Source organism: Cohnella sp. 56, from assembly GCF_037963805.1.
GTDB lineage: Bacteria > Bacillota > Bacilli > Paenibacillales > Paenibacillaceae > Cohnella.
In genome coordinates, this window is sequence record NZ_JAZDQE010000025.1 from 38,142 (window position 1) to 60,638 (window position 22,497).

Genomic DNA, 22,497 nt, shown 5'->3' on the forward strand with positions numbered 1-22,497 from the left:
TCCATTTCGCGGCATCCTCGTCCCGCGATCAAGCCCCTCCGGCGCCGCGATCAAGCCCCTCCGGCGCCGCGATCGGCGCCGAGGGGCTGCGGCGGGTTGCCCCTGTCCGTCATGTGCGTGCGCCGATTATTGAATCGTCACATTGTCGATATAGACAGCGGACTGGCCGCTGCTGTTAGAGGCCGTCACGAACTGCACGCCAAGCTCTCTGACGTCGCCCGGATTGGCAATGCCGGACAGATTGAGCGTCAGTACGGTGTTGCCGGTACTAATCGGAATTGTGCCGCCGTCGTACCAGGTGTATGAGGCGCCGGTTTTCACATACAGCTTGGCGCGCATGCCGCTGCCCTGGGAGCCCCAGCTCGCATGCTTCACCGTCGCCTTAAGCGCCGACTTGCCGGACAGATTGTGCGCGGCCAGTTTGTACAGGGTGGCCGATCCGCCGCCCAGATTGATATCGGCCTTCAGAGAATAAGAGCCGCTTGCCGCCCATTCGGTGACGGCCCACGGGCCGCCGGACACGCCGCTTGCCGCCCAGCCGTTGCTGGAATTTTCGAAGCCGTACAGTAGGGATGCGGACCCGCCGCTCTCCGTAATGGCGGACAGATTAATGCCCGCGCGGTTCACGATCGCACTGTCGTTCATGAACGCATAAGCGTTGGCATTGTTCGCCGGCGACCAGCCATCGTTCCACGCGAAGAAGTAAACCGTCGCCGGGAAATTGTTCTTGATGGCGCTGCTCCACTTCGTATAGTCGAACGAAGCGCCGGTCGTGCTCGGGCCAATCTCCGAGAATGCGAACGGCTTGCCCAAGGCGACCAGCTCGCTATAGCCCGCCACGGTCGAAGGATTGTCGCTATATGCATCCAGCCCGACGATATCGACATAGCTCGATCCGGGGTAATACGAGGTCCGGTTGCCCCTGCTGGCATCGGGCGCATAGACCCAGATCAGATTGTTCAACCCTTTGGTATTCGTGAAGTAGTTGTACATATTGATCCACACATTTTTATATGTGGCCGCATCCTGATTGCCCCACCAGAACCAGTCCCCGTTCATCTCGTGAAGAGGCCGGAAGATGACCGTGACGCCGGCATTTTTCAAATCCTGCAGGCCAGCGGCCGTCTTGTCGAGATAAGCCTTCCAGCGTGCGCCGGTCGCCGTGCTCTCATTCAGCAGATCCCCGAAGTTGGTCAGCTTCGTGTTCAGGTTGCCTCCCGTAGCGGAGCCGGGACTTGGATAATGGACGTTGACGGTGACCAGACCGCCATTATTAAAGTAAGTCTTTAAATCCGAGTTGCAGCTATAGTTGATCAATGTCGTCGGGTCGGACGCCGTAGCCCAGCCGGAGCCATAATCGCAGCCGAAAATGCCGGGATACTGCCCTGTCGCCGAGACAAGCGAGTTCAGCTGCGATGTGGAGAATCCGCCATTGCTATAGCCGCCGAAAAAGCCCGAGAGCACCTTGCTGCCAGAACGATTCGGGAGATGCGCAAGCCAGTTATAGACATCCTTTGTTTTCTGCGACGAAGCGGAGTTGACCGGGGATACCGTGTGCGCGAGCACCGGCGTAATCGTCAAGCAGGTGAGCGCCATACATAAGAGCAACATCCAAGCTGAGCGCTTCATAAATATAACCTCCTCGTAGTTTGGAGAACCGACACCGGCAAGCGAGCGATGTAAGCGGTTTCGTGGATATTATAAGTCTTGTTTTGTTATTCATCAAGACATTTTTGTTAGTTATATATATTAAATTATTAGAAAACATTATCCAAACATGCGTTGTAAGTTAGTGGTTTGTATTCATCGTTATTAGTTTCTTTGGGAGATTTGAAGAAATAAAGGCGTGGGGCGCGATGGTGGCGAGAAGGGCGCGACTGCTCGCGGCGCGGCGATGAGCGGGCAGGAACCGCACAAAAATTGTGCGGTTCTGAGGGTGGGTTGCGCGGGACTGGAGGGATCGCGGAGGCAGCGGGGGCGGAAAGGGCGCGACTGCTCGCGACGCGGGCGATGAGCGGGCAGGAACCGCACAAAAATTGTGCGGTTCTGGGGTGGGTTGCGCGGCTGGAGGGATCGCGGAGGCAGCGGGAGCGAGAAGGGCGCGACTGCTCGCGGCGCGGGCGATGAGCGGGCAGGAACCGCACAAAAATTGTGCGGTTCCGAGGGTGGGTTGCGCGGGATTGGAGGGATCGCGGGGGCAGCGGGGGCGAGAAGGGCGCGACTGCTCGCGGCGCGGCGATGAGCGGGCAGGAACCGCACAAAAATTGTGCGGTTCCGAGGGTGGGTTGCGCGGCTGGAGGGATCGCGGGGGCAGCGGGGGCGAGAAGGGCGCGACTGCTCGCGGCGCGGGCGATGAGCGGGCGGGAACCGCACAAAAATTGTGCGGTTCTGAGGGTGGGTTGCGCGGCTGGAGGGATCGCGGGGGCAGCGGGGGCGAGAAGGGCGCGACTGCTCGCGGCGCGGGCGATGAGCGGGCAGGAACCGCACAAAAATTGTGCGGTTCTGGGGGTGGGCTGCGCGGGACTGAGAGGATCGCGGGCGCGGCTGTGGCGGGTGGGGCGCGATTACTCGCGGCGCGGCGAATGAACGGACAAGAACCGCACAAAGTTGTGCGGTTCTCGGAGCGCGCTGCCTTCTCTATTCCGTCGATGCCGTCGCATCTTACGCCGAGGGCTTCGCGTCTTGCTCAGCCAGCTTCGCGACAGCGCGGAGCGCGGCTTCGATCTCCCGCTCGACCGCCTGCGCGACGGCATCGGTGTGCGGGTCGTACTCGGCCGCGAGATCGGCGTCCGCGTAGCCGTCGACCGCGAGGATCGCGCCCGCCCGCGCGCCGCGCAAGCTCGCGACGACGTACAGCGCGGCGATCTCCATCTCGACGCCGATGGCGCCCGCTTTTTTGTACGTCTTGTGCGGGATGTCCAGCGCGCCCTGGAAAAAGGCGTCGAGCGTCACGGTAATGCCGCGGCTGACGACGCCGCCGAGCTCGCGCGCCGACGCGTCCAGCGCCTCGACGATGCGGCTGTCCGCGACGGCCGGGAATCCGTCCGGCACGATCGACCGGGTCAGCCCGTCGGCCCGGACGGCCGCCGTGCTGACGATCAGGCTGCCGGCCGGCGTCTGCTCCGAATACGAGCCGGCGGTGCCGACGCGGATGAGCGTCTTGACACCCGCGCGGATCAGCTCCTCGAAGCAGATGGCCGCGCCCGCAGAGCCGACGCCGTGGCTGACGACCGCGAGGCGTACGCCCCGGTAGTCGCCGACGAACGTACGGTACTCGCGGGCGAACGCCAGCTCCCGCACGCCCTCCAGCTTGCGCGAGATAACTTCGGCCCGGCGCGGATCGCCGCAGACGATCGCGTATTCGGGAATGTCTTCGGAGTGAATCTGCAAGATCGGCAAGTACATCGTTAATCGAACTCCTTTTTGGTCCATTCGTCCTCGGGAATCGGCAGCGCTTCGCCGGAGAACCGTTCCTCCGCGAACGGATCAGCTTCGTTATGGAACCCGTTGCGCTCCCAGAAGCCCGGCCGGTCCTCGCGCATGAACTCGATGCGGCGAATCCACTTCGCGCTTTTCCAGAAGTAGCGATGCGGCACGAGCGTACGCAGCGGCCAGCCGTGCTTGTCGGTGAGCGGCTCTCCTGCGAAGCGATAGGCGAGCATGACGTCGTCCTTCAGCAAGTCCTCGAGCGGCACATTCGTCTCGTAGTCCGGATCGGCGTGGAACATGACGTACTTCGCCTCCGGCTTGACGCCGAGCAGCGGCAGCAGATCCTTGAACAGCACGCCCTCCCACTCGGTGTCGAGCTTCGACCAGCGCGTCACGCAGTGGATATCCCGCACGACCTTGGTCGCAGGCAGCCGCATGATCTCATCGAACGTGAAGGAGCGCTCCTCCTCCACCTCGCCGCACACCGTCAGCCGCCACTCGTTCAGATCGTAGACAGGCACATCGCCCTCATGCAGAATCGGGAATTTCTCCGTCACGGTCTGCCCCGGGGGCACCCGATGGCGCAGCGCCGGATCGATGCTGGCCGCGGCGGCCGGCACTTTCGCTTTTTTCAGACGGTTCGCTTTGTTGTGCATCTTCGCTGTTAACCTCCTCTGACGTCCGGCATCGTTATCTGGAGCTGGAGCCGGCGTTTTGCGCGTCCTTGATGAACCCTTTGTCCCGGAAAAAGAACATCGCGATAATCGTCACGACATAAGGCACCATCTGCGTAAAGTGGGACGGCCACGACACGCCCTGCAGCCGGATGCTGAACGCGTCCATGAAGCCGAACAGGGCGCTGGCGCCGAGTACGCCGAGCGGTCCGGATTGGCCGAGCATCGTCGCGACGAGCGCGATGAAGCCGCGGCCCGATGTCATCCCTTCGGTGAACATCGTCACCTGCCCGAGCGACAGCTGCGCGCCGGCGAGCGCGCACAGCACGCCGCAGGCGATCATCGCGCCGTACTGGTAGCGGCGGACGTGGATGCCGATCGTCCTCGCGGCCAGCGGGTTGCTGCCCGCCGCCAGGAAACGGAACCCGTTCACCGTGCGATAGAAGTAGTACCATAGCAATCCCGCCAGCACGAGCGACAAGTACACAAGCGGAGAATGCCCGGAGAAAATGTCGCCCACGACCGGAATGTCCTTGATGAGCGGGATGTTCCACTTCGGCAAGCCGACCATATTGGGATCGTAGTAAGCGCCCTTCACATGGAAAATCGTCCGCAGGCTGAACGTCGTCAAGCCGAGCGCCAAAAAGTTCATCGCGATGCCGACGACGATCACGTTCGCCTGCAGATGGATGCTGAGGAACGCGAACAGCAGCGAGAACGCGCATACGCACAGAATCGCGAACAGGATGGCCAGAAAGGTATTCTCGAAATAATGGTTGCCGACGATGGCGGTGAACGCGCCGATCAGCATCAGCCCCTCCAGACCTACGTTGAACAGGCCGACGCGCGCGCACAGCGCGCCGCCGAGCGCCGCGAGCAGGATGGGCGTCAGGATGCGAAGCGCCGAGCTGAACAACGCCAGGTCAAACAGCTGATCCATCGACGACCGCTCCTTTTTTGCGCCGCATAAAGCGCCAGCTGAATTTTACCGTGATGAACAAGATGAGCACCGCCTGAATGACCGCGCCGATCTCAAGCGGCACATCGGTGTTGAACTCTACGCCCATGCCGCCTGTCTGAAGCGCCGCGAGGAAGAAGGCGCCGATGGCCGAGCCGATCGGATTCCCGCTTGCGAGCAGCGCCGCCATGATGCCTGTCCAGGCGTAGTCCGCCGAAGCGAACGAGCCGTCGATGTAGCGATATTGCGAGCCGAGCACTTCGGCCGCGCCTGCCAGACCGGCGAGCCCGCCGCTCGCGAACATCGTCGTCAGCATGAGCGATGTCCGCCGCACCCCGCCGTAGACGGCGAACAGCGGATTGCCGCCCAGCATGCGCGCCTCGTACCCTTTGACCGACCTTGCCAAATAGACGTACAGGATGACGACGGCAGCCAGCGCCAGGATGAACCCGGCGTGTACCGTCATGCCCTTGAACAGCTTCGGCAGCCAGACCGCATGCTCAAGCATCTGCGTCTGCGCCATGGCGGCCGAGCCCGTCTTGTCCTTGAACGGATACGTGACCAGGTAGCCTGCGAACAATGAGGCAATATAATTAAGCAGCATCGTCGTGATGAGCAGATTCACGCGGAAGCGAACGTCGAAGTAACCGGCCATCGCAGACCATAGTCCGCCGGCGATGATGCCGCCGAGCATCGCGACGATGCAGACGAACCAGCCCGGCCCCGGCATATGCAGGCCGATGAGCGCCGCGCTCAAGCCGCCGAACGCCATCTGCCCCTCCGCGCCGAGATTGAAGAAGCCCGAGCGGAAGGCGACCGCCGCCCCCATGGCGACGAGGATAAGCGGCGTCGCGCGGGCAAGCGTGCCCGTAAAAAAGTAAAAGCTGCCGAATGCGCCCTTCCACATCTCCGTGTACGTCTGTGCGATCGAGCCGCCGGCGACGAGTATGGCGATCGAGCCTGCGAGCAGCCCGATCGCGATCGCGACCAGCGGGCCGCGAAGCGGGAGCAGCCACGTTCCGAGTTTATTCAATTCGTACCCCTCCTCCCGCCATCAGCAAGCTGAGCTTGTCCTCGCTCGCCTCGTCGACGCGCAGCTCTCCTGCGATGCTTCCTTCGTACATGACGACGATCCGGTCCGACAGCTTCAATATTTCCGACAGCTCCGACGAGACGAGCAGGATCGCCCCGCCTTCGGCGCGCCTCTGCAGCAGCCCCTCGTGAATCGTCTCCATCGCCCCGATGTCGACGCCGCGCGTCGGCTCCGCCGCGATCAGGAAGGGCGTATTCTGCGCAAGTTCGCGGGCGACGATCAGCTTCTGCAGGTTGCCCCCGGACAAGTTCTGCGTCTTGTTGTCGAGCGAACCCGCTTTGATCGCGAAGCGCTTGACCCAGTCCGATACGAGTCCCCGCATCTTCCTGCGACGCAGCATGCCATAACGCCCCAGCCTGCCCTGGTGGCCCATGATGCCCGTCTCGACGACGGTCGCGTCCTTGTTCGCGCCCCAGATATACCGGTCCTCAGGAATATGCGACAGTCCGGCATCCCGCAATGCCCGCGCGCTGCTGCCCGTCACGTCCTTGCCGAGCAGCGAGATCGTACCCGCATCCGGCTTCATGAGGCCCGCGATCGATTGGATCAGCTCCGACTGGCCGTTGCCCGAGATGCCTGCCACGCCGACGATCTCGCCTTCGCGCACGGTCAGGTCTATATGGCTCAGCAGCGGTCTGGGACCGCGTCCGGCGAGGGAGACGCCTCTGAGCTCGAGCACATTCGCCTTCGGATTCGCGGGCTGCTTCGCGGAGGGCGCCAGTTCGCGGCCGACCATCAGCCTGGACAGCTCCTCCACGTCGGTCTCGGATGCGTTCAGCGTACCCGTCACTTCGCCGTCGCGCAGCACTGTGATCCGGTCGGCGACGCTCATCACTTCGTTCAGCTTGTGCGTGATCAATATGAAGCTTTTGCCCATGCCCGCCAGTTTCTTGATCGCTTCGAGCAGTTCATTGACCTCCAGCGGGGTCAGCACGCCGGTCGGCTCGTCGAGGATGATGATCTCCGCGCCTTGATGGAGCACCTTCAGAATCTCCACTCGCTGCTGTACGCCGAGCGGGCAGTCGCCGACCTTGGCCCGCGGATCGACGCGGATGCCATACGTCCCGGACAGTGCCTCCACCTGTGCGATCGCGGCTTTGCGATCGAACCGGACGGCGCCGGGCTCGCGGCCGATCACGATATTTTCCGCCACCGTGAAGTCCGGGAACAACATGAAGTGCTGATGCACCATCCCGATGCCGACGGCGATCGCATCCTTCGGATCGGCGAAGCGCAGCTCGCGCCCGTTCAGCCTGATCGCGCCAGCAGTCGCTTGCTCCATGCCGTACAGGATGCGCATGAGCGTCGTCTTGCCTGCGCCGTTCTCGCCGACGACGGCATGCACCTCTCCGGCCTTCAAGTTAAAGTCGATTCCCTTGTTCGCGATGACGCTGCCGTAGCTCTTCGTGATTCGCTCCATCTCGAGCAGCATGCGAGCCCTCCTGTCTGCGGTCCTTATAAGCATAGGAAACCGGCTGCTCGAGGCAGCCGGTTATCGATGGTTATTGGCGAGGCGACATTTATTGTTGCAAAGGATTGTTGACGACGATCGTGCCTGCAATGATATCATCGGAAATCTTCTTGAGCTTGTCAACATTTTCTTGGCCGATGGCATCGCTCAGCGGAGAGTTGCTCTCCTTGTTCACATAAGTCAGGCCGACGCCGCCTTCCTTGAGGCCGTAGTCGCGAACGCCGTACGTGAAGTTGCCTTGAACGAAGTCCTTGACTGTCTCATAGGCGACTGCATCCGTGCCTTTGAGCTGCGCCAGGATGATTTGTTTGCCGTCGGTGTTGTCCGTATCCTGACCGGACGTGTAGAAGCCCTTCTCGCTTGCGGCTTCGAAGACGCCGCGGTCGCCTACGGCCGACATGCCGGCGATGAAGTCCGCGCCTTGCGCGTTTTGCTGCAGCGCCAGTTCCTTTGCTTTGGCAGGGTCGGTAAATCCGCCTACGTAGCCAACCTTGATCTTGATGTCCGGGTTGATCGACTTGGCGCCTTGCTCGAAGCCCTTCGTGTACTTGGACAGCAGCGGGACGTCCATCGCGACGACGTTGCCGACCGTGCCGGTCTTGGACACGAGCGCCGCAGCCGCGCCGAGCAGGTACGAAGCTTCGTACTCCCGGAAGGCAACGGAACGCACGTTAGGCAGATCGACGACCGTATCAATGACGGCGAATGCCTTGTTCGGATATTCAGGCGCGATCTTCTTCAGCGCATCTTCGACCTGGTACGTCGCGGTGATGATCAGGTCGTAGTCGCCTGCTGCTGCCGTACGGATGTTTTGCTCGATGGAGGCCGGGTCCGTGGACTGCATCGTCTTTACTTCTACGCCGAAGTCTGTGCCGGCCTTCTTGAAGCCTTCGTCCATCAGTACAAAAAACGCGTTGACGCCGATCGGCTCGGGCGTGATAAGCGCGATTTTCTTCTTTTTGCCGCTATCTGCCGCGGGCGCGCTTCCGCTTGCCGGAGCGCTGCTGCCGGCGTTGTTGTTTTTATTCGATCCGCATGCGGCGAGGACGCCGGCGATCAGGACGAACATCAGAACGAGCGATAATGTTTTTTTCATCTGTTTCTCTCCCCCGGAAGTATGCAAAAAAATAGACTTTATCATATCCTAGAAGATCACTGGGGATTTGTCAATTGTATTTTCCGTTTTTTTCGACAAATTTCGCCTGTCCTGGGTCCATGCCTGCGATAGGGTGCTCTCGTTATATCCCCGCGGTGCCGCTCGTCTGTCGCCTGTACGGCGGTCCCTGGATATTCACATCAGCGTGCCTCAAGCTACCTTGCAGCGCCCGGTCCAAATACCGGCGCCAATCGCGACGCCGAGAGCTGATCGCCCAGACCAAAATATTCACAGAAGTTCATAATCATCGGATTCCATTGGGACGGATCGACATAATTCGGATGATCCTCCATCGTCAACGCCTGCTCCACGTGAATTTTCTCGATATGGACCTCCAACGCAACCAGAGAACTCGGCTCTTCGAAGGGATGTACCTTCACAAGCTTGGCCTCCAGGTGAACCGGACATTGCCGCACACGAGGCGCCCTGACAGCCCGCGACGGCAGCGGAGTCAACCCGGACACGCCGAACTTATCGGGCTCGAATCGATACCCGCGCGCCGCTTTGGATTCCGGGACCGGATTGCGGCCGGTCAACAAGGTGAGACGCTCGATCGCAGGGATCAAGTCGATGGACGGCAAATTGAGCACGCATTCGCCTTCTCTAATCATGTTCAAGACGGTCTGCGATTTGCTGCTTAGTCCGAGCATGCAAGAGCGATTCAGCCACCAGGCCGAAGACATCGGCGCCAGATTCGGGGTGCCATCCTCGTTTATTGTACTAATGAGCACGACCGATGAGCCGAAGTACAAAATCTTAGGTTCGATTTCGATATGCATTTCTCGCTTGCAGCCCCTTCCGTATCATCAAGTGCCCCTACTATAGCACGTGCCGGCAGGCGACTATACGAATTTGGAATGAGACAGCAAGAACTCGAAGGCCCGAACGGAACGCCTGTGATAGAGACAGGGACAATATTTGCTTGAGCTACTGAACATCGATATAAACCGGGTCCAGGTTTACGGCGATTACCTTCGATGGCCCGTTTATATGAGCGGTTAAACGGGATGTTGCGATATACACCTTATACTTCCCCTTTTTATCCAACATAATCGGGAGCATACGGGTGCGCTTTTCTAATGGCTTTAAAGAATAAATTCTGCCGGCATCTGCATCGATATACTGATCAGGATCTCCCGGCTTAATGACATGGATATGGATGAGCTGACTCCCGCCGTCAAAATCAAGGGTATGCTTGGTTACGTTTTGCAGGGTCGCTCTAAGCTCGATAGTATCGCCAAGCTTTGGACGAGGATTCGACAGCTCGTACGAGAGCTTGAAGTCAGATTCATCTAGCGGGCTTACTTTTCCCGCACATGCCGTGGTCATCAACAGCAGCATCAACAGAACTATGTATTTTTTCATCATCATAACTCCCCCAGTAAGTTGGACGTCGGAGGTTCGGAGAAGTTTCCGATAATTTCATTTTTTTCAAATGTTATCTCTCCCGCTTGCCGAATTGACGTACGGTGATGTCGTTTTTACATCAAGCAATTATAATGAGGGAAGTTAACAGCTGCCGAAAACAGCAAACGTGTGGGTGTGGTGACGTATAGTGAGAAAAATAATGCTTACGGGCGGCGGCTCAGCGGGCCATGTCACCGTAAACTTGGCTTTAATACCGCGCTTGCAGGCCGAGGGCTGGACTGTCGAATATATCGGTTCGCATACGGGCATCGAGAAGCAGCTGATCGCAAATGCGGCGAGCGTTCAATATTTTGGCATCGCCACGGGCAAGCTGCGCAGATATATGGATTGGAATAACGTGAAGGATCCGTTCAAAGTTGTCCAAGGCGTTGTTCAAGCTTACCGCATCATCAAGCGCAGCAGGCCGGACGTTATTTTCTCCAAGGGCGGGTTCGTCTCCGTCCCTGTCGTGTTGGGCGCGAAGCTAAGCGGGGTGCCCGTCATTATTCACGAATCCGATCTAACGCCCGGACTGGCGAACCGGATTGCGATTCCATTGGCGACGAAGGTGTGCACGACGTTCCCCGATACGGACCGGCATCTGCCGAAGAGCAAAGCCCACTACGTCGGCGCTGTCATCCGGGAGGCTCTCAATCGCGGCAGCATGGCGCGCGGAAGAGCCTGGAGCGGTCTGGCGGCGGACAAGCCCGTGCTGCTCATAATGGGAGGAAGTCTTGGTTCTCGTAAAATAAACCTGGCGGTGCGAGAGGCGCTTGCGGATCTATTGGAACGGTATCAGGTCGTGCATCTGTGCGGTAGAGGACAAACGGACGACACCGCGAGGGCGCCGGGTTACATCCAGGCAGAGTATATTCAGGACGAGCTGCCGGATGTGCTGGCAATGACCGATCTCGTTGTTTCCCGGGCAGGCTCCAACTCGATTTTCGAATTTTTGCACCTCCGCAAGCCGATGCTGCTCATCCCGCTTACGAAGGCGCAAAGCCGCGGCGACCAGATTCTGAACGCACAATCGTTCCGCCAAGCCGGCTACAGCGACGTACTTCCCGAAGAAGCTCTGACGGCCGAGGCGCTCGTGTCTCGGATCGACCGGCTGTACGCGGATCGGCAAGCATACATCAGGCGCATGGAGGCGGGAGCACCGCATACGGACGCGCTTGCGAATGTCATGGATCTCATCAAGCGGGTAGCGAAGCGGCGTTAGGCGCGGCCCGCAAGGCGATGCTACTTCAGATTGCTCAGCCATGCGGCCAGCGCTTCGCCGACTTCATCCGGTGCGTCTTCTTGGGGATAATGACGGCCCGGCACTGTAACTTCGGTCTGCGATGGCCATGTACGGCAAAAATCGATATGGGATGGCGGCAATAAGCCGGGATCGCATTGAATGAACAGTTTAGGAACGGCGCTCTGCGCCAGCCATTCCCCATACGCCGTGACGATTTCCGGCACACCCGTCGGGTCCCCGACGAACGGAAGCTGGCGTGCCCAGCTGAGCATGGGACGGCGGCCTTCGCCCGGCTCCAGGAACGGTCGGCGGTACTGTGCCATCTCTTCATCCGTCAGTTGGCGCAATATGTTGACCGGCAGATTAAACTCGATGAACGAATTTTGCTCGAGTACCATTTGTTCCCCTTCCGGCGTCCGGAGCGCTTGGAAGATTTTGCGGCCGTTCTCCGGCATCTCGCTCCAACTGCGCGGCTTCATAATCGCTTCCATGTAAGCGATGCCTTTGACCGCTTCAGGGTGGCGCATGCTCCAGTCGAAGCCCAGTGCCGATCCCCAGTCGTGCACCACGAGAGTCACACGCTCGCTCACGCCAAGCTGATTGAGCAGCTCATCCAGATAACGGCGGTGCTGGGCATAGGTATACGCGTGAGGCCCGCTATCCGGGAGCTTCGCCGAATCCCCCATTCCGATGAGATCGGGCGCGATGCAGCGGCCAAACTTCCGGGCATAAGGAATCATGTTGCGCCACAGATAAGAAGATGCCGGATTGCCGTGCAGGAACACGATCGGATCGCCGCTTCCCTCCTCTACATAGGCCATATCCAAACCGAATACTTGAATCCGCTTTTTCTCATAGGGCAATGTCCCGTTAATCATTTTTTATCTCCTCCTCTTGCGTCTCATCCTGCTCGGTCAGATTGCGAAGCACGATTTTCAGCAAGCTTAACAACAAGTCATACTGTTCATCGGTTATGCCTTTGCGCGTTTTGTTCTTAACGCGGGCCAGCGCCTCCTGCACTTGCGGCACCGCCTCACGTCCCGAATCCGTCAGATAGAGCAGATGATAGCGGTTGTCGACGGGATCGGGTTCCCTCCGAACGTAGCCTTCCGCTTCCAGCTTGGCAATCGCTTTGGCGGTAGTCGTCTTGTCAATGAGCAGCCTCTGACTGAGCGCCTTCTGCGTAATGGGTTGTTGGAACGCAATCGCCATCAGAAAAATGTACTGTCCGCTTCCGATTCTGTACGGCGACAGTTCGGCTGAGATCATTATCTGCATGTGTCGGTAGATCGCCGAGATGTATTGGCCATGCGATTCCGCTGCGCCCTTGTCACCCTGCCTCCAATGCTCGCTCATCGTATCCCCCTTTAATAGAATGCTATTGCAACTAATTTCATAATACGCATAATAGGATGTTATTGCAACTAATTTATTTTAGGCCAAAGAGAACGAATGGAACTATCCGGTTAGATAGTTCCATCGCAATTTTCTATTTAATCAAGAAGCTGGTCAAATGCGAATACCCGTAAACGAGAATGCCGCCTTTTTGTTTGTCGATGTATTCCGGTGCGTCCTTCAACGCTACCTTCTCCAACGTCTTGCCTGTCCGTTTGCTGATCTGATAGATGTAATCCTTCTCGCTTGTAAACCCGTAGCCGGACAAAATAACATCACCGACAATCTGGAAATTCCTCGTGTTGCTGACGAGCGAAGAGGTTCGCCACAATAATTTGTTATCGGAGAGACGAATTGCGGTAATGAAGCCGTTCACGCCCTTGGAGCTCTTGGCATATGTCCAGTGTGAATGAGAGACATAGAGAATTCCGTCCTCAACTACCGCCCAGCGGACCCGCTGATAAATATAATCGTAGTCCTCCGCCATGTATGCGGGGGAGATCGCATAGTTGATAAAATCGTAAACCTTTTCGATCCGGGTCATGGATTTATCCAATATGACAAGATACCTGTTCTCGCCAAAGTTTAGACCGTAGATCAGAATGACGTTGTTCGTTCCTTTTATAGCTTGAACCAGCATTTGTCCCTTGTATTCGGTCGGGATGCCCGCAGGCAGATTGCCCTTGATATTCTGAAAAGGATTGGGGACCGCATATTGCGAAGCCTGCAACTCTTTGGAATCATCATGGACAGCCGGAATGGACTTGACTGCACTCTGCTTCAGCGTCAATTTTTTCGTTTTGTTGACAGCTGCATTTGGATCGATCAACGAGCTCAAATAATAATTAAAGGGCGGCTTCGGCAGCTGAACCGGCTCTAACTGATCCAAGTTCGCAATATTGTTTTTATCGATCCCTTGTTCCGCAGTTGAACCGTCATTTGACTCTGCACCTGCATTCGTGGAGCCTAGCATCAAGCAAACCGCTGCAAAAACAACGACCAATCGGCTCAATTTAATCAAGAATTAACCTCTTTTCTATTTTCTCATACGCATCCAATATTTTACTATATAAGCGCTTGAGAAAATAGGTTTTGTTGTAAGTATTTTCAGGGAAACGGGGGGGAGGATGGGCTGGGGATGTGGACGGATGGGGCTTTGACGATAAGCGTTGAGAAAAGCAAAAGTTAAAAACGATTAAGCCGACGCATAAAATTCAAAATTGCTTCAATGCGTATTTTTTCTTCACAATCCTCGCAACAAATAAAATTAACCTCTCTTTCCTTAGCTTGTTTATATTTGAGTGAACCTTCGTATGCCCTGAATGTTTTTTTACAAGCATAACAAAGTACATCATAGTAAAACATGGGTAACCTCCTTAGTGACACATCACTTCTTAGTTGATATGTCGAAGATTGCAACGAGTTCTCTCGTATATTCCTGTACATCTAAATGAGGCTTTCTCATTAATTCCATGGTGAACCCGTCAATGGCATTTCTTATTGTTAGCGCAATCACCCTTGCTGATGATTTGGTAAATTTCCGAAAAAGCCCTTCTTGCACACCTAGGGCGAGAATATTTTCAATTGGAACTAAAACAGCTTCATCATGGTCTGCTGAAAAGTGAAGTTTACCCGCTACAGTTATGTTTTTAGAAACCAATTGTATAACAGCGAAAACATGCTGACGATTTTCAGCTACAAATGCAAGATTGGATTCGATATATACACGAAGCATTTCTTTAGGGGATTTTTGAGCTTCTACTCTTGGAGCAATGTATGATTGCCAAGCTATATAGTATTCGATAGCTATTTGCTCCAATATTTCCTCTTTATTTGCAAAGTGATAAGAAATGACCCCCTTGCTGATTTTTGCACGCTTCGCAATTTCCCCCAAAGAGGCTTGAGTGTAGCCTAATTCTGCGATTGTCTCAATCGCACATTCTACAATTTGAGCTCTACGAGCTTTTTCGATGAATGACAATTGATTTTGGTTAGTTGGTTTGTTTTTTTTACTCATGGTTTTATTTTAGTACGAACGTACAAAAAAATCAAACAAAAAACATCTACCACCCGAACCTGATCGCCCCGGCCCCCGGTCGTGACGGTTTGAGCGATCAGTGGACTATGGTTTTGCTGCCGATGCTTCCGGCAGCGCTTTGTGCCAGATTGGCGTTACATATCGTTGCTGTCTGATCTCACAAATGAATCCGGACCTCCTTGGAAGGTATACGCGTCTTCCCCTCCCGCAAGCGAATGTATTCTGAAGCTCCCCTTGACGTGGTCATACTGTATGCTGTCGTCCCGGCTAACCTTCAGCGCCTCTCTTGCGCTTGCCCACAGAAGCTGTCCGTCCTGTTCCTTGAAGATGTAAATCTGGTTTTGTTTACGGGTGACGATGATGGCCTCTTCTTTGCCGTCGCCATCCAGGTCGCGTTCGTAGCTCGCGGCATCCAGCTGCATATAAGTAAAGACTTGCCCCTCCGAATTCTTTTTTAAATACCAGACACAAGCTTCCCCGTCCGTTCTGCAGACCGTTTGCTCGATCTTCAGCACTGGTTGGCCGAACAATCTCGTCATGCTGAACTGCAGGCCGTACATATGCCCGGTGCCGTAATGGTACAGCATCTCCGGCTGGGCTTGCCCGTTCACCTTAAATCCGAAAAAATCCGGATTCCCTCTGATTTCATTAGGGGCTGTCGAATCGGGCTTCAAGGTATAATGCAAGGCCACGCCAAAGCCTGCTATCGGCCGTTCATCGAGCAATTGAATATCGTTGAGCTGAATCTGCGGGATATAGCCATTGGTCTCGTTAGTCAACGGATTGTACTTGTTCGACAATCCCGGCAGGATGTCCGGATCCGCTTGAGCGATAACTTGTCCCCATTTCATTTCTCTCGCGGCCAGCGGTTCGAATGCGACAGGCAATCGCGCTTCGGCGGACGAGACGAAGACGGCCTTGTCGGCATTGCCATATGGCCAGTTGACCGCCACCATGACCGCCACGATGCCCAGGACCACGACTCCCGCGAGACGCATCCATTGCCGGGACCAGTATGCCGGGCGACGCTCCACAGCCTTCAACACCGACAGTTTCATTTCATCGGAGAAAATCTCATCCGCAAAAAGCCCTTGTTTGACTTGGTTTTCCCACTCTATCGACCGATCGCTCATAGCTCCAGCTCCCTCCACCTTTTGTCAACGATTTTGCGCGCTCTGTGCAGTCTCGACTTCACGGTTCCTTCCGACACGTTCATCAATCTGGCGATCTCGATCATCGTCAGTTCGTGCTCCAGCGTCAGGATCAGAACCTCACGCAGCTTTGTGGACAGACTCATAATAATGTCTCTGATCTCCCGGAAAGACTGTTCCGAGAAGTAGTCCATCTCGGCCGATCGTTCGATGGTTTGCGGCTTCACCCAGCTGAACAGCACAATTCGGCGCACATAGCTGGACTTCAATTCGTTAATCGCCAGATTTCTTGCAATCGTAAACAACCATGTTTTCATTGATGACTGGCCTTTGAAGGCGCCTACGCTATGAAATGCTTTCAGAAACACCTCCTGCGCAATATCTTTGGCCTGCTCCCTGTTCTTGGTGATCGCATACGCGTATCTCCTCACATCGTCTCCATATGCGGTCATCAGGTCATAGAGCTCGGATTTGTCCATGCATTCCGTATTCACCAGGTATTGATACTCCAAATGGGATTCCATGTATTCACCTCCACCCTATTAGACAGGAGCCGACGGCGAATCGTTCCCCGTTGATCTCGTGTCGACTTCGGATATAAAAAACATCGTCAGGCCAATAGAGGCCATGACGATGTAATACCGTTTCTATGTTTCCCCTATAAGCTCTGTCCAGTCACTCCCGTTACCGGATCGAAGGTCAGCATCTTGGTCCCGATCTTATCGATGAAGAAGCGATCGTGGCTCACCGTGATGACTGCACCGGGAAAATGGATCAGCGCTTGCTCCATAACCTGAATGCTCGTGAGATCCAGATGGTTGGTCGGCTCGTCCAATATAATAACGGCCGCGCCCGAGAGAAGGCACTTGGCCAGCGCTACCCGCGCCTTCTGTCCACCCGACAGATTGCCGATGAGCTTGCTCAGATCCGCCTCCGAAAATTGCAGCATAGCCAGAAATTTGTTCACCTTTTTGCGGGGAGCGTCCAGCCCCAGTCCGTATGTATTCACCGCGTGGCTGACGGTATCCTTAGGATCAAGCTCCTCCCACATCCGGTTGAAGTACGCATAGCTGACGCCCTTCTCCCAGACGACCTCTCCGGACTCCGGCTTCTCCTGCCCGGTGAGCGCCTTGATCAGCGTAGACTTCCCGCTTCCGTTCGGCCCCACGATGACCAAGCGGTCTTCCTTCTGAATATCGAAGCTGACGTTCTCGAAGATCTGCCGCCCCTCGTAGGTCTGCCCGATCTTCTTCACCTCGCACAGCTTGTCCGGGAAGCGCAGCCTCTCGTAAATATCGGTAATCAGCACGTTAACGGGATGCGGCTCGATTCGCTTCTTGTTATCCGCCAGCTTGCGCGAGAGCCGGTCCTTAGAACCCGACTTCCTGCTCGCCCGATCGTCGATCGCCTCGGACTCCATGAGCAGCAGCTCTTCCTCCCACTCGAACTGACGGTCCAGCTCCTTTTTGCGCATCTTCTTCTTGCGAACGTAATCCGTGTAGTTGCCTTCATATTCCTGAAAATGATAATTCTCGATCTCGATCGTGCGGGTAACGACCTTGTCGATGAATTGCCTGTCATGAGACACCAGAATCATGGCACCCTTGAACCGATACAACCACTGTTCCAGCCATGCGATGCCATCCATATCCAAGTAATTCGTCGGCTCATCGAGCAGCACGACGTCGGGCAGTTGGATTAACATCTTCGCGAGCGCGGCGCGGTTGCGCCATCCTCCGGACAACTCATCGATCGGCTGATTGCGCGATCTGTCGTCGAATCCCAGCTTCGTCAGCACCGTATTGATCTCGACGGACACGTTCCAGCCATCGAGATGTTCCATCTGTTCGAATAATTCCGCCTGCCGGGCGAGCAGCCCGTCCATCTCCTTGTCGTCGGTCACGATACCCAGCTTGTCCCCGACCTCTTGCAGCTCCCGCTCGATCAGCGCGACCTGCTCGAAGCACGCCTCCAGCTCTTGCTGAACGGACAGGCTGCCCCTTAATTCCGAGAACTGCGAGAAATATCCGATGCTCACCTGGGGGTCGATCTCCACCTTGCCGGATGTCGGCTCCTCCTGTCCCAGAATGAGCTTAAATACCGTCGACTTGCCGGCGCCATTGCGTCCGATTAGACCAATCCGCTCCCCTTGCATCACTCGAAAATAAATATCGCGAAAGATCATGGACGCTTCGTACTTCTTCGTGACGTTCTCCAAACGTATTACGCTCATACCGATCACCTTTCTGGTTACAACTTCTAGGGTGATTCTTCACGCCTGCACGTCGATCAGGATCTCCTTCTTTGCGTAATTGTGGCGTCTCCAAGCATAATAACCATCCGGTCTATAAAAACGTCTTCGTTCGTTTGCGTCGAATTAAAACAGGCTTTTAGAGTGAAACGAACGAGGGAAGCGTGTCCATAAACAATAACGCAAAGATAGCCGCTACAATAACAACCAATAATGTTAACCTTGGAATAACGTGCCACATGGAGGATCGCCACTGATTCGAAGAAGAATCGAACCTGGCGCGAAGTTTGCCGGAAATCGAATTGTTATCCGGGTTGTGAGTATTGTAGACGATTTCCACGTTATTTCTGTTCTTAAGACCAAAAGCATATAAAAGAAACTTCGAATATTTGCGATCATTCGACATGAAGCTATAACAGTAAAGGGATACCTTGCCTGTGATACCTGAATTCATGTCATAGCTATCTTCAGTTTGCTTAACGACCCGCACTTGGCGGAACTCCCCATACTTTAAGAGAGCTAGACGTTTCATTGCCCGATACCCCGCCCATACTGCGAGTACGCCTACAATAATCATGAAATTGTTTCTACCTGAATTGTCGGTATCATCTAGTTGTTTGAGATCGTAAAGAGTTGCTGCAATACCAAAAAGCCACAGTAATAACCAAAATGAACAAGCCACTCCGACTACTGCCGACCAATGTAGACTTCTTTTAACCGTTGTCATCCGCTTCCTCCATTTGGAATCATTATCTTCGTAGAGTTTAAAACAATTGCAATCTTGTTAGCAATCACTGTATTTAACGATGATGGGGGAACAATTGAGGCAGGAAGACAAGGCATCCAAAACCTTGAGTTCTCCCTGTGCATACTTATTGTGGTATAAAACAACTTCCACCGCCCCGCGCCATTCACATCTCCCTCGAACAGTCCCCGTAAAGAAATCGCCGCTCTTCTTTGTCCTCGGAAGCAAGCGGCAACCGGCCCAGCCTATTAACCCTCGAGAGAGGCCAAGCTAGCGAAGGTCTTAGATACATCGGTGTTATCCTGCCAACTAATCCAATAACTCCAACTGTAGAGTTTACTTGAGTGAGGAGCAGCAGCGTTCAACTATTTAATAACGTTCTATTGCGAATGGGCACTATAACTTTTTCTCATTTCAAAAAGCAATCCGATAAGGTTCTTGTAATAGGGTATAAACACACCATCTTCAAGCATTTGAATAATTTCATCCTTTGTTGCCCATTTAACCTGCTGTACTTCATCATATTGTAATTTTAATTTATCAATTTCTACATCAGCTTCAATTAAGTAATAATCATCAAATCCAACACCAAAATTAATTGTTAAGTGCGGTCGGACTTGGCTAAAATCAAAAACGTATCCGATTTCTTCAAAAAGCTCTCTTTCTGCTGCTTTTTGGCTGGTATCTCCTGTGGTTGCACTGCCGCCTACGGTTATGTCCCACATATTAGACCAACCCTTTTTAAAGGGTTGGCGTTGTTGAATCAGCATTTCTCCGCTTGATTTAAAAATACATACATGAACGACTAGATGATACTCCCCTTCTTTAAAACTACTCCCACGTTCCATTGTCTTTCCAGTCTTTACGCGACTTTCATCATAAATATCCCATAACTCCACAAAGATGCACCTCGCCAGTAACAATTTATGAAATTTCAGCAGGCAATCTTCTTTGTTAATTATATACATATTATTGTTCAAAAACATTGAAGCCGCGTTACTGCAAAATTATGAAAACATACTGTATGAACTCCCGATGTAACAATTCTCAAGAGTCACCTGTTGACTCCGTGTTGACTACGAGCCATAAAAAATACATCGCCAGGGAGTTCAGTCCACATGACGATGTATTCATCGAGTAGCCACTGCTTATAGATCCTTTGACTTCTATTCATCCCCGGTCGCTATTTCATTGTCACTATATGAAATCCAATCGCTCCACGACCCCGCATACAGCCTTACATTCGTGTAGCCCGCCTCCTGCAGCGCCAGCACGTTCGGCGTCGCGGTGACGCCGGAGCCGCAGTAGACGATGAGCGGCGCGTCCTGCAGGAGCCCGTCGAAGCGCGCGGCCTGTGCGTCTGCATCGCGCCAGGCGCCCTGCGCATCCAGCGCTTCCTTCCAGAAGCGGTTGATCGCGCCGGGGATGTGGCCTGCGGCCTTGTCGAGCGGCTCGACTTCGCCGCGATAGCGGGCAGGCTCGCGCGAGTCGATGAGCGTGGCGAGATCCGTGCCGAGCAGCTCGCGCACGTCGTCGACCTCGGCGAGCATGCTGTGCTGCACTTCGGCGAGGAACTGCGCCGGGATGCGCACCTGCTGCTCCGCGTTCACGGGATAGCCCGCTTCGCGCCAGGCCGTGAAGCCTTGATCGAGCACGTAGACCTGGTCGTGGCCGAGATACTTGAGCAGCCACCACAATCGTGAAGCCATGGCGCCGCCCTGGTCGTCGTAGGCGACGACGCGCGACGCGTTGCCGATGCCGGCGCGGCTGAACGTGCCGGTGAGCTGTGCGGCATCAGGCAGCGGGTGACGCCCGCCGTGACCGTCGGCCTCGACCGGCGCAGACAGGTCCTTTTCGAGGTCGAGATAGACGGCCCCCGGGATATGGGAAGCTTCATAGGCTTCGCGTCCTGCATTCTCCTGGCCCTTCCCCATCTGGAATCGGCAATCGACGATCACCAGATCGGACTCGTACAGGCGGGCGAGCAGCCATTTGAGAGATACGATATTGTTCAAGGACAAGGGACAACGCCTTCCTTCTTCTCCGTAATAAAAACATTATACCGGATATCGCAGCCGGAATGGCAGTCCAATCGGTTCGGTACGGCAGGGTTTGACACGACACGGTACGTTGCGGGTAAAGGGCATGACGCGGCAAGTCCGCCATGAGCCCGGAATCCCAAGCCCTCTCCGGGCTATGCGGCGACCTTGACCGCCGCCCGCGCAGCCGCACGGCTGGCGGCCGACGCGACGGCCGCGATCGCCAGCAGGAGCACCGCGAAGCCCGCCAGCATCCAGCGCGTCCCGCCGCCGCCCAACTCGTCCAGGCTCCAGCCGACGAGCTTGGGCAGCAGGGCGCCGCCGAGCAGGCCGCATGCCATGAGCAGGCTTGTGGTCCGCTCCGTCATGCCCGGCGCGTAGCGGTTGGCGAAGACGAGCGCGAGCGCGAACATGCCGCTCATCGCCAGCCCTGCGCATGCCGCCAGGACGAACATCGGGGCCGCGCTGCCGAAGAAGCCCATCAGGACGAAGGCGACGGCGGCGCAGACGCACATGGACAGCAGGTACGCCGCGCCGCCGATCCGGTCGGCCAGATGGCCCGCGTACAGCCGCCCGATCGTCATCGCGCCCCAATAGACGCCGAGCGCGAGCGCCGCAGCCGCCTCGGAGATGCCGCTCTGCTGCACGAGCAGCGTCGGCAGATAGTGCGCATAGCTCATCTCGAAGCCGACATAGATGAAGAAAAAGACGGCGCAAGCGATCAGCACCCAGCGCGCCGGGCCCGTGCCGAGCAGCGGCAGCCGCCCTGCCACCGGGCCCGTGCCGAGCAGCGGCAGCCGCCCTGCCACCGGGCGCCGGCCGTCGCCAAGCCCGTCAGCCTGCGCGGCGCCGCTGCCGGGCGCGGCATTCAGCACGCTCGGCCAGAATATCGCCCACAGTGCGACCGTGAGCACGGCCAGTGTGCCGACCACGCCGAACGCCAGTCTCCAGCGCTCGATATCGATCAATAGCGCGCCCACGAACGGCATGAGCAGCGCACCCATGCCGAACGATACTTCCACGCGGCTCATCGCCACGTTCGCACGCTCGCCTGCGGAGCCGATAATAAAAGAGCCGACGACCGTCTCCGTCGTGCCGAAGCCGAAGCCCGCGACCGGGCCCAGCACGAGCATCGCGCTCCAGGGCGGCGCCAGCGTATAGATAATCTCGGCGGCGGCCATCAGGCTCATCGCGCCGAGCAGCAGCGCCCGCCTGCCCAGACGGCGCATAAGGAAGGGCGCGCACAGCGTGCCCGCGAGCCCCCCGAGAAATTGATTCATCACGAGCTGTCCGCCGTCGCCGTACTGCACGCCGTATGCATGCACCATCGGCTCCATGACGGCGCCGACGACCAGCTGGCCCAGCCCTACCGTCAGATAGGCGAGACAGCCCAACCATATCAGTCTGATCATAATGCAAGTATCTCCTCCCGATCCGCCTCCGGACG

General features: G+C 56.1%; 21 protein-coding genes. 1 reads left to right on the top strand and 20 read right to left on the bottom strand.

The features are described 5' to 3' along the window. Positions 1 to 126: 126 nt before the first annotated feature. The 9 genes from VQ071_RS27625 to VQ071_RS27665 form a co-directional block, all read right to left on the bottom strand. Positions 127 to 1,629, bottom strand: a complete 1,503-nt coding sequence (locus VQ071_RS27625; RefSeq protein WP_340517875.1) for a glycosyl hydrolase — start codon at positions 1,627 to 1,629, stop codon at positions 127 to 129. A 1,032-nt stretch (positions 1,630 to 2,661) separates the two neighbouring features. Beyond that, positions 2,662 to 3,405 carry a nucleoside phosphorylase gene (locus VQ071_RS27630; protein WP_340517877.1) on the bottom strand — a complete coding sequence of 248 codons (744 nt, stop codon included), beginning with the start codon at positions 3,403 to 3,405 and terminating at the stop codon, positions 2,662 to 2,664. A gap of 2 nt (positions 3,406 to 3,407) precedes the next feature. Then, positions 3,408 to 4,085: a sulfite oxidase-like oxidoreductase gene (locus VQ071_RS27635; RefSeq protein WP_340517879.1), complete on the bottom strand. Its 678-nt coding sequence runs from the start codon at positions 4,083 to 4,085 to the stop codon at positions 3,408 to 3,410. 34 nt (positions 4,086 to 4,119) lie between these two features. After that, positions 4,120 to 5,043 carry an ABC transporter permease gene (locus VQ071_RS27640; RefSeq protein WP_340517881.1) on the bottom strand — a complete coding sequence of 308 codons (924 nt, stop codon included), beginning with the start codon at positions 5,041 to 5,043 and terminating at the stop codon, positions 4,120 to 4,122. Next, on the bottom strand, positions 5,027 to 6,094 hold the full coding sequence (locus VQ071_RS27645) for an ABC transporter permease (protein WP_340517883.1): 1,068 nt from the start codon (positions 6,092 to 6,094) through the stop codon (positions 5,027 to 5,029). Before VQ071_RS27645 ends, VQ071_RS27640 begins: the two co-directional genes overlap by 17 nt. After that, the gene (locus tag VQ071_RS27650) at positions 6,087 to 7,586 is read right to left on the bottom strand and encodes an ABC transporter ATP-binding protein (protein ID WP_340517886.1); all 1,500 of its coding nucleotides are present in this window, start codon (positions 7,584 to 7,586) and stop codon (positions 6,087 to 6,089) included. The genes VQ071_RS27645 and VQ071_RS27650 overlap by 8 nt, the downstream gene beginning before the upstream one ends. An 88-nt stretch (positions 7,587 to 7,674) precedes the next feature. Beyond that, entirely contained in the window at positions 7,675 to 8,721 is a 1,047-nt protein-coding gene (locus VQ071_RS27655) for a BMP family lipoprotein (protein WP_340517889.1), read from the bottom strand. Between the two features lie 215 nt (positions 8,722 to 8,936). After that, on the bottom strand, positions 8,937 to 9,560 hold the full coding sequence (locus VQ071_RS27660) for a flavin reductase family protein (protein WP_340517891.1): 624 nt from the start codon (positions 9,558 to 9,560) through the stop codon (positions 8,937 to 8,939). Between the two features lie 148 nt (positions 9,561 to 9,708). Further along, complete coding sequence (locus VQ071_RS27665; RefSeq protein WP_340517893.1) at positions 9,709 to 10,146, bottom strand: hypothetical protein; 438 nt, start codon at positions 10,144 to 10,146, stop codon at positions 9,709 to 9,711. 187 nt (positions 10,147 to 10,333) lie between these two features. Between VQ071_RS27665 and VQ071_RS27670 the strand changes: the two genes are divergently transcribed. After that, positions 10,334 to 11,410, top strand: a complete 1,077-nt coding sequence (locus VQ071_RS27670) for an undecaprenyldiphospho-muramoylpentapeptide beta-N-acetylglucosaminyltransferase (RefSeq protein WP_340517941.1) — start codon at positions 10,334 to 10,336, stop codon at positions 11,408 to 11,410. Between the two features lie 20 nt (positions 11,411 to 11,430). Here VQ071_RS27670 and VQ071_RS27675 read toward each other — a convergent pair whose 3' ends face one another. The 11 genes from VQ071_RS27675 to VQ071_RS27725 form a co-directional block, all read right to left on the bottom strand. Then, on the bottom strand, positions 11,431 to 12,309 hold the full coding sequence (locus VQ071_RS27675) for a haloalkane dehalogenase (RefSeq protein WP_340517895.1): 879 nt from the start codon (positions 12,307 to 12,309) through the stop codon (positions 11,431 to 11,433). Continuing rightward, a complete protein-coding gene (locus VQ071_RS27680) occupies positions 12,302 to 12,787 on the bottom strand; it encodes a MarR family winged helix-turn-helix transcriptional regulator (RefSeq protein ID WP_340517897.1) in 486 nt (161 codons plus the stop codon). The genes VQ071_RS27675 and VQ071_RS27680 overlap by 8 nt, the downstream gene beginning before the upstream one ends. Positions 12,788 to 12,920: 133 nt before the next feature. Next, positions 12,921 to 13,847 carry a hypothetical protein gene (locus VQ071_RS27685; RefSeq protein ID WP_340517899.1) on the bottom strand — a complete coding sequence of 309 codons (927 nt, stop codon included), beginning with the start codon at positions 13,845 to 13,847 and terminating at the stop codon, positions 12,921 to 12,923. A 366-nt stretch (positions 13,848 to 14,213) separates the two neighbouring features. Continuing rightward, complete coding sequence (locus tag VQ071_RS27690) at positions 14,214 to 14,843, bottom strand: TetR/AcrR family transcriptional regulator (protein WP_340517900.1); 630 nt, start codon at positions 14,841 to 14,843, stop codon at positions 14,214 to 14,216. A gap of 155 nt (positions 14,844 to 14,998) precedes the next feature. Then, positions 14,999 to 15,997 carry a hypothetical protein gene (locus VQ071_RS27695; RefSeq protein ID WP_340517902.1) on the bottom strand — a complete coding sequence of 333 codons (999 nt, stop codon included), beginning with the start codon at positions 15,995 to 15,997 and terminating at the stop codon, positions 14,999 to 15,001. After that, positions 15,994 to 16,539: an RNA polymerase sigma factor gene (locus tag VQ071_RS27700; RefSeq protein WP_340517904.1), complete on the bottom strand. Its 546-nt coding sequence runs from the start codon at positions 16,537 to 16,539 to the stop codon at positions 15,994 to 15,996. The genes VQ071_RS27695 and VQ071_RS27700 overlap by 4 nt, the downstream gene beginning before the upstream one ends. Positions 16,540 to 16,673: 134 nt before the next feature. After that, positions 16,674 to 18,248 (bottom strand): ABC-F family ATP-binding cassette domain-containing protein, encoded by a 1,575-nt coding sequence (locus tag VQ071_RS27705; RefSeq protein ID WP_340517906.1) that lies wholly within the window; start codon positions 18,246 to 18,248, stop codon positions 16,674 to 16,676. Positions 18,249 to 18,405: 157 nt separating this feature from the next. Further along, entirely contained in the window at positions 18,406 to 18,993 is a 588-nt protein-coding gene (locus VQ071_RS27710; protein WP_340517908.1) for a hypothetical protein, read from the bottom strand. A 398-nt stretch (positions 18,994 to 19,391) separates the two neighbouring features. Next, positions 19,392 to 19,910 carry an NUDIX hydrolase gene (locus tag VQ071_RS27715; RefSeq protein WP_340517910.1) on the bottom strand — a complete coding sequence of 173 codons (519 nt, stop codon included), beginning with the start codon at positions 19,908 to 19,910 and terminating at the stop codon, positions 19,392 to 19,394. Between the two features lie 267 nt (positions 19,911 to 20,177). Next, positions 20,178 to 21,026, bottom strand: a complete 849-nt coding sequence (locus tag VQ071_RS27720; protein ID WP_340517944.1) for a sulfurtransferase — start codon at positions 21,024 to 21,026, stop codon at positions 20,178 to 20,180. A 179-nt stretch (positions 21,027 to 21,205) separates the two neighbouring features. Continuing rightward, positions 21,206 to 22,462, bottom strand: coding sequence for an MFS transporter (locus VQ071_RS27725; RefSeq protein WP_340517912.1), 1,257 nt, complete (start codon positions 22,460 to 22,462; stop codon positions 21,206 to 21,208). Between the last annotated feature and the right edge of the window lie 35 nt (positions 22,463 to 22,497).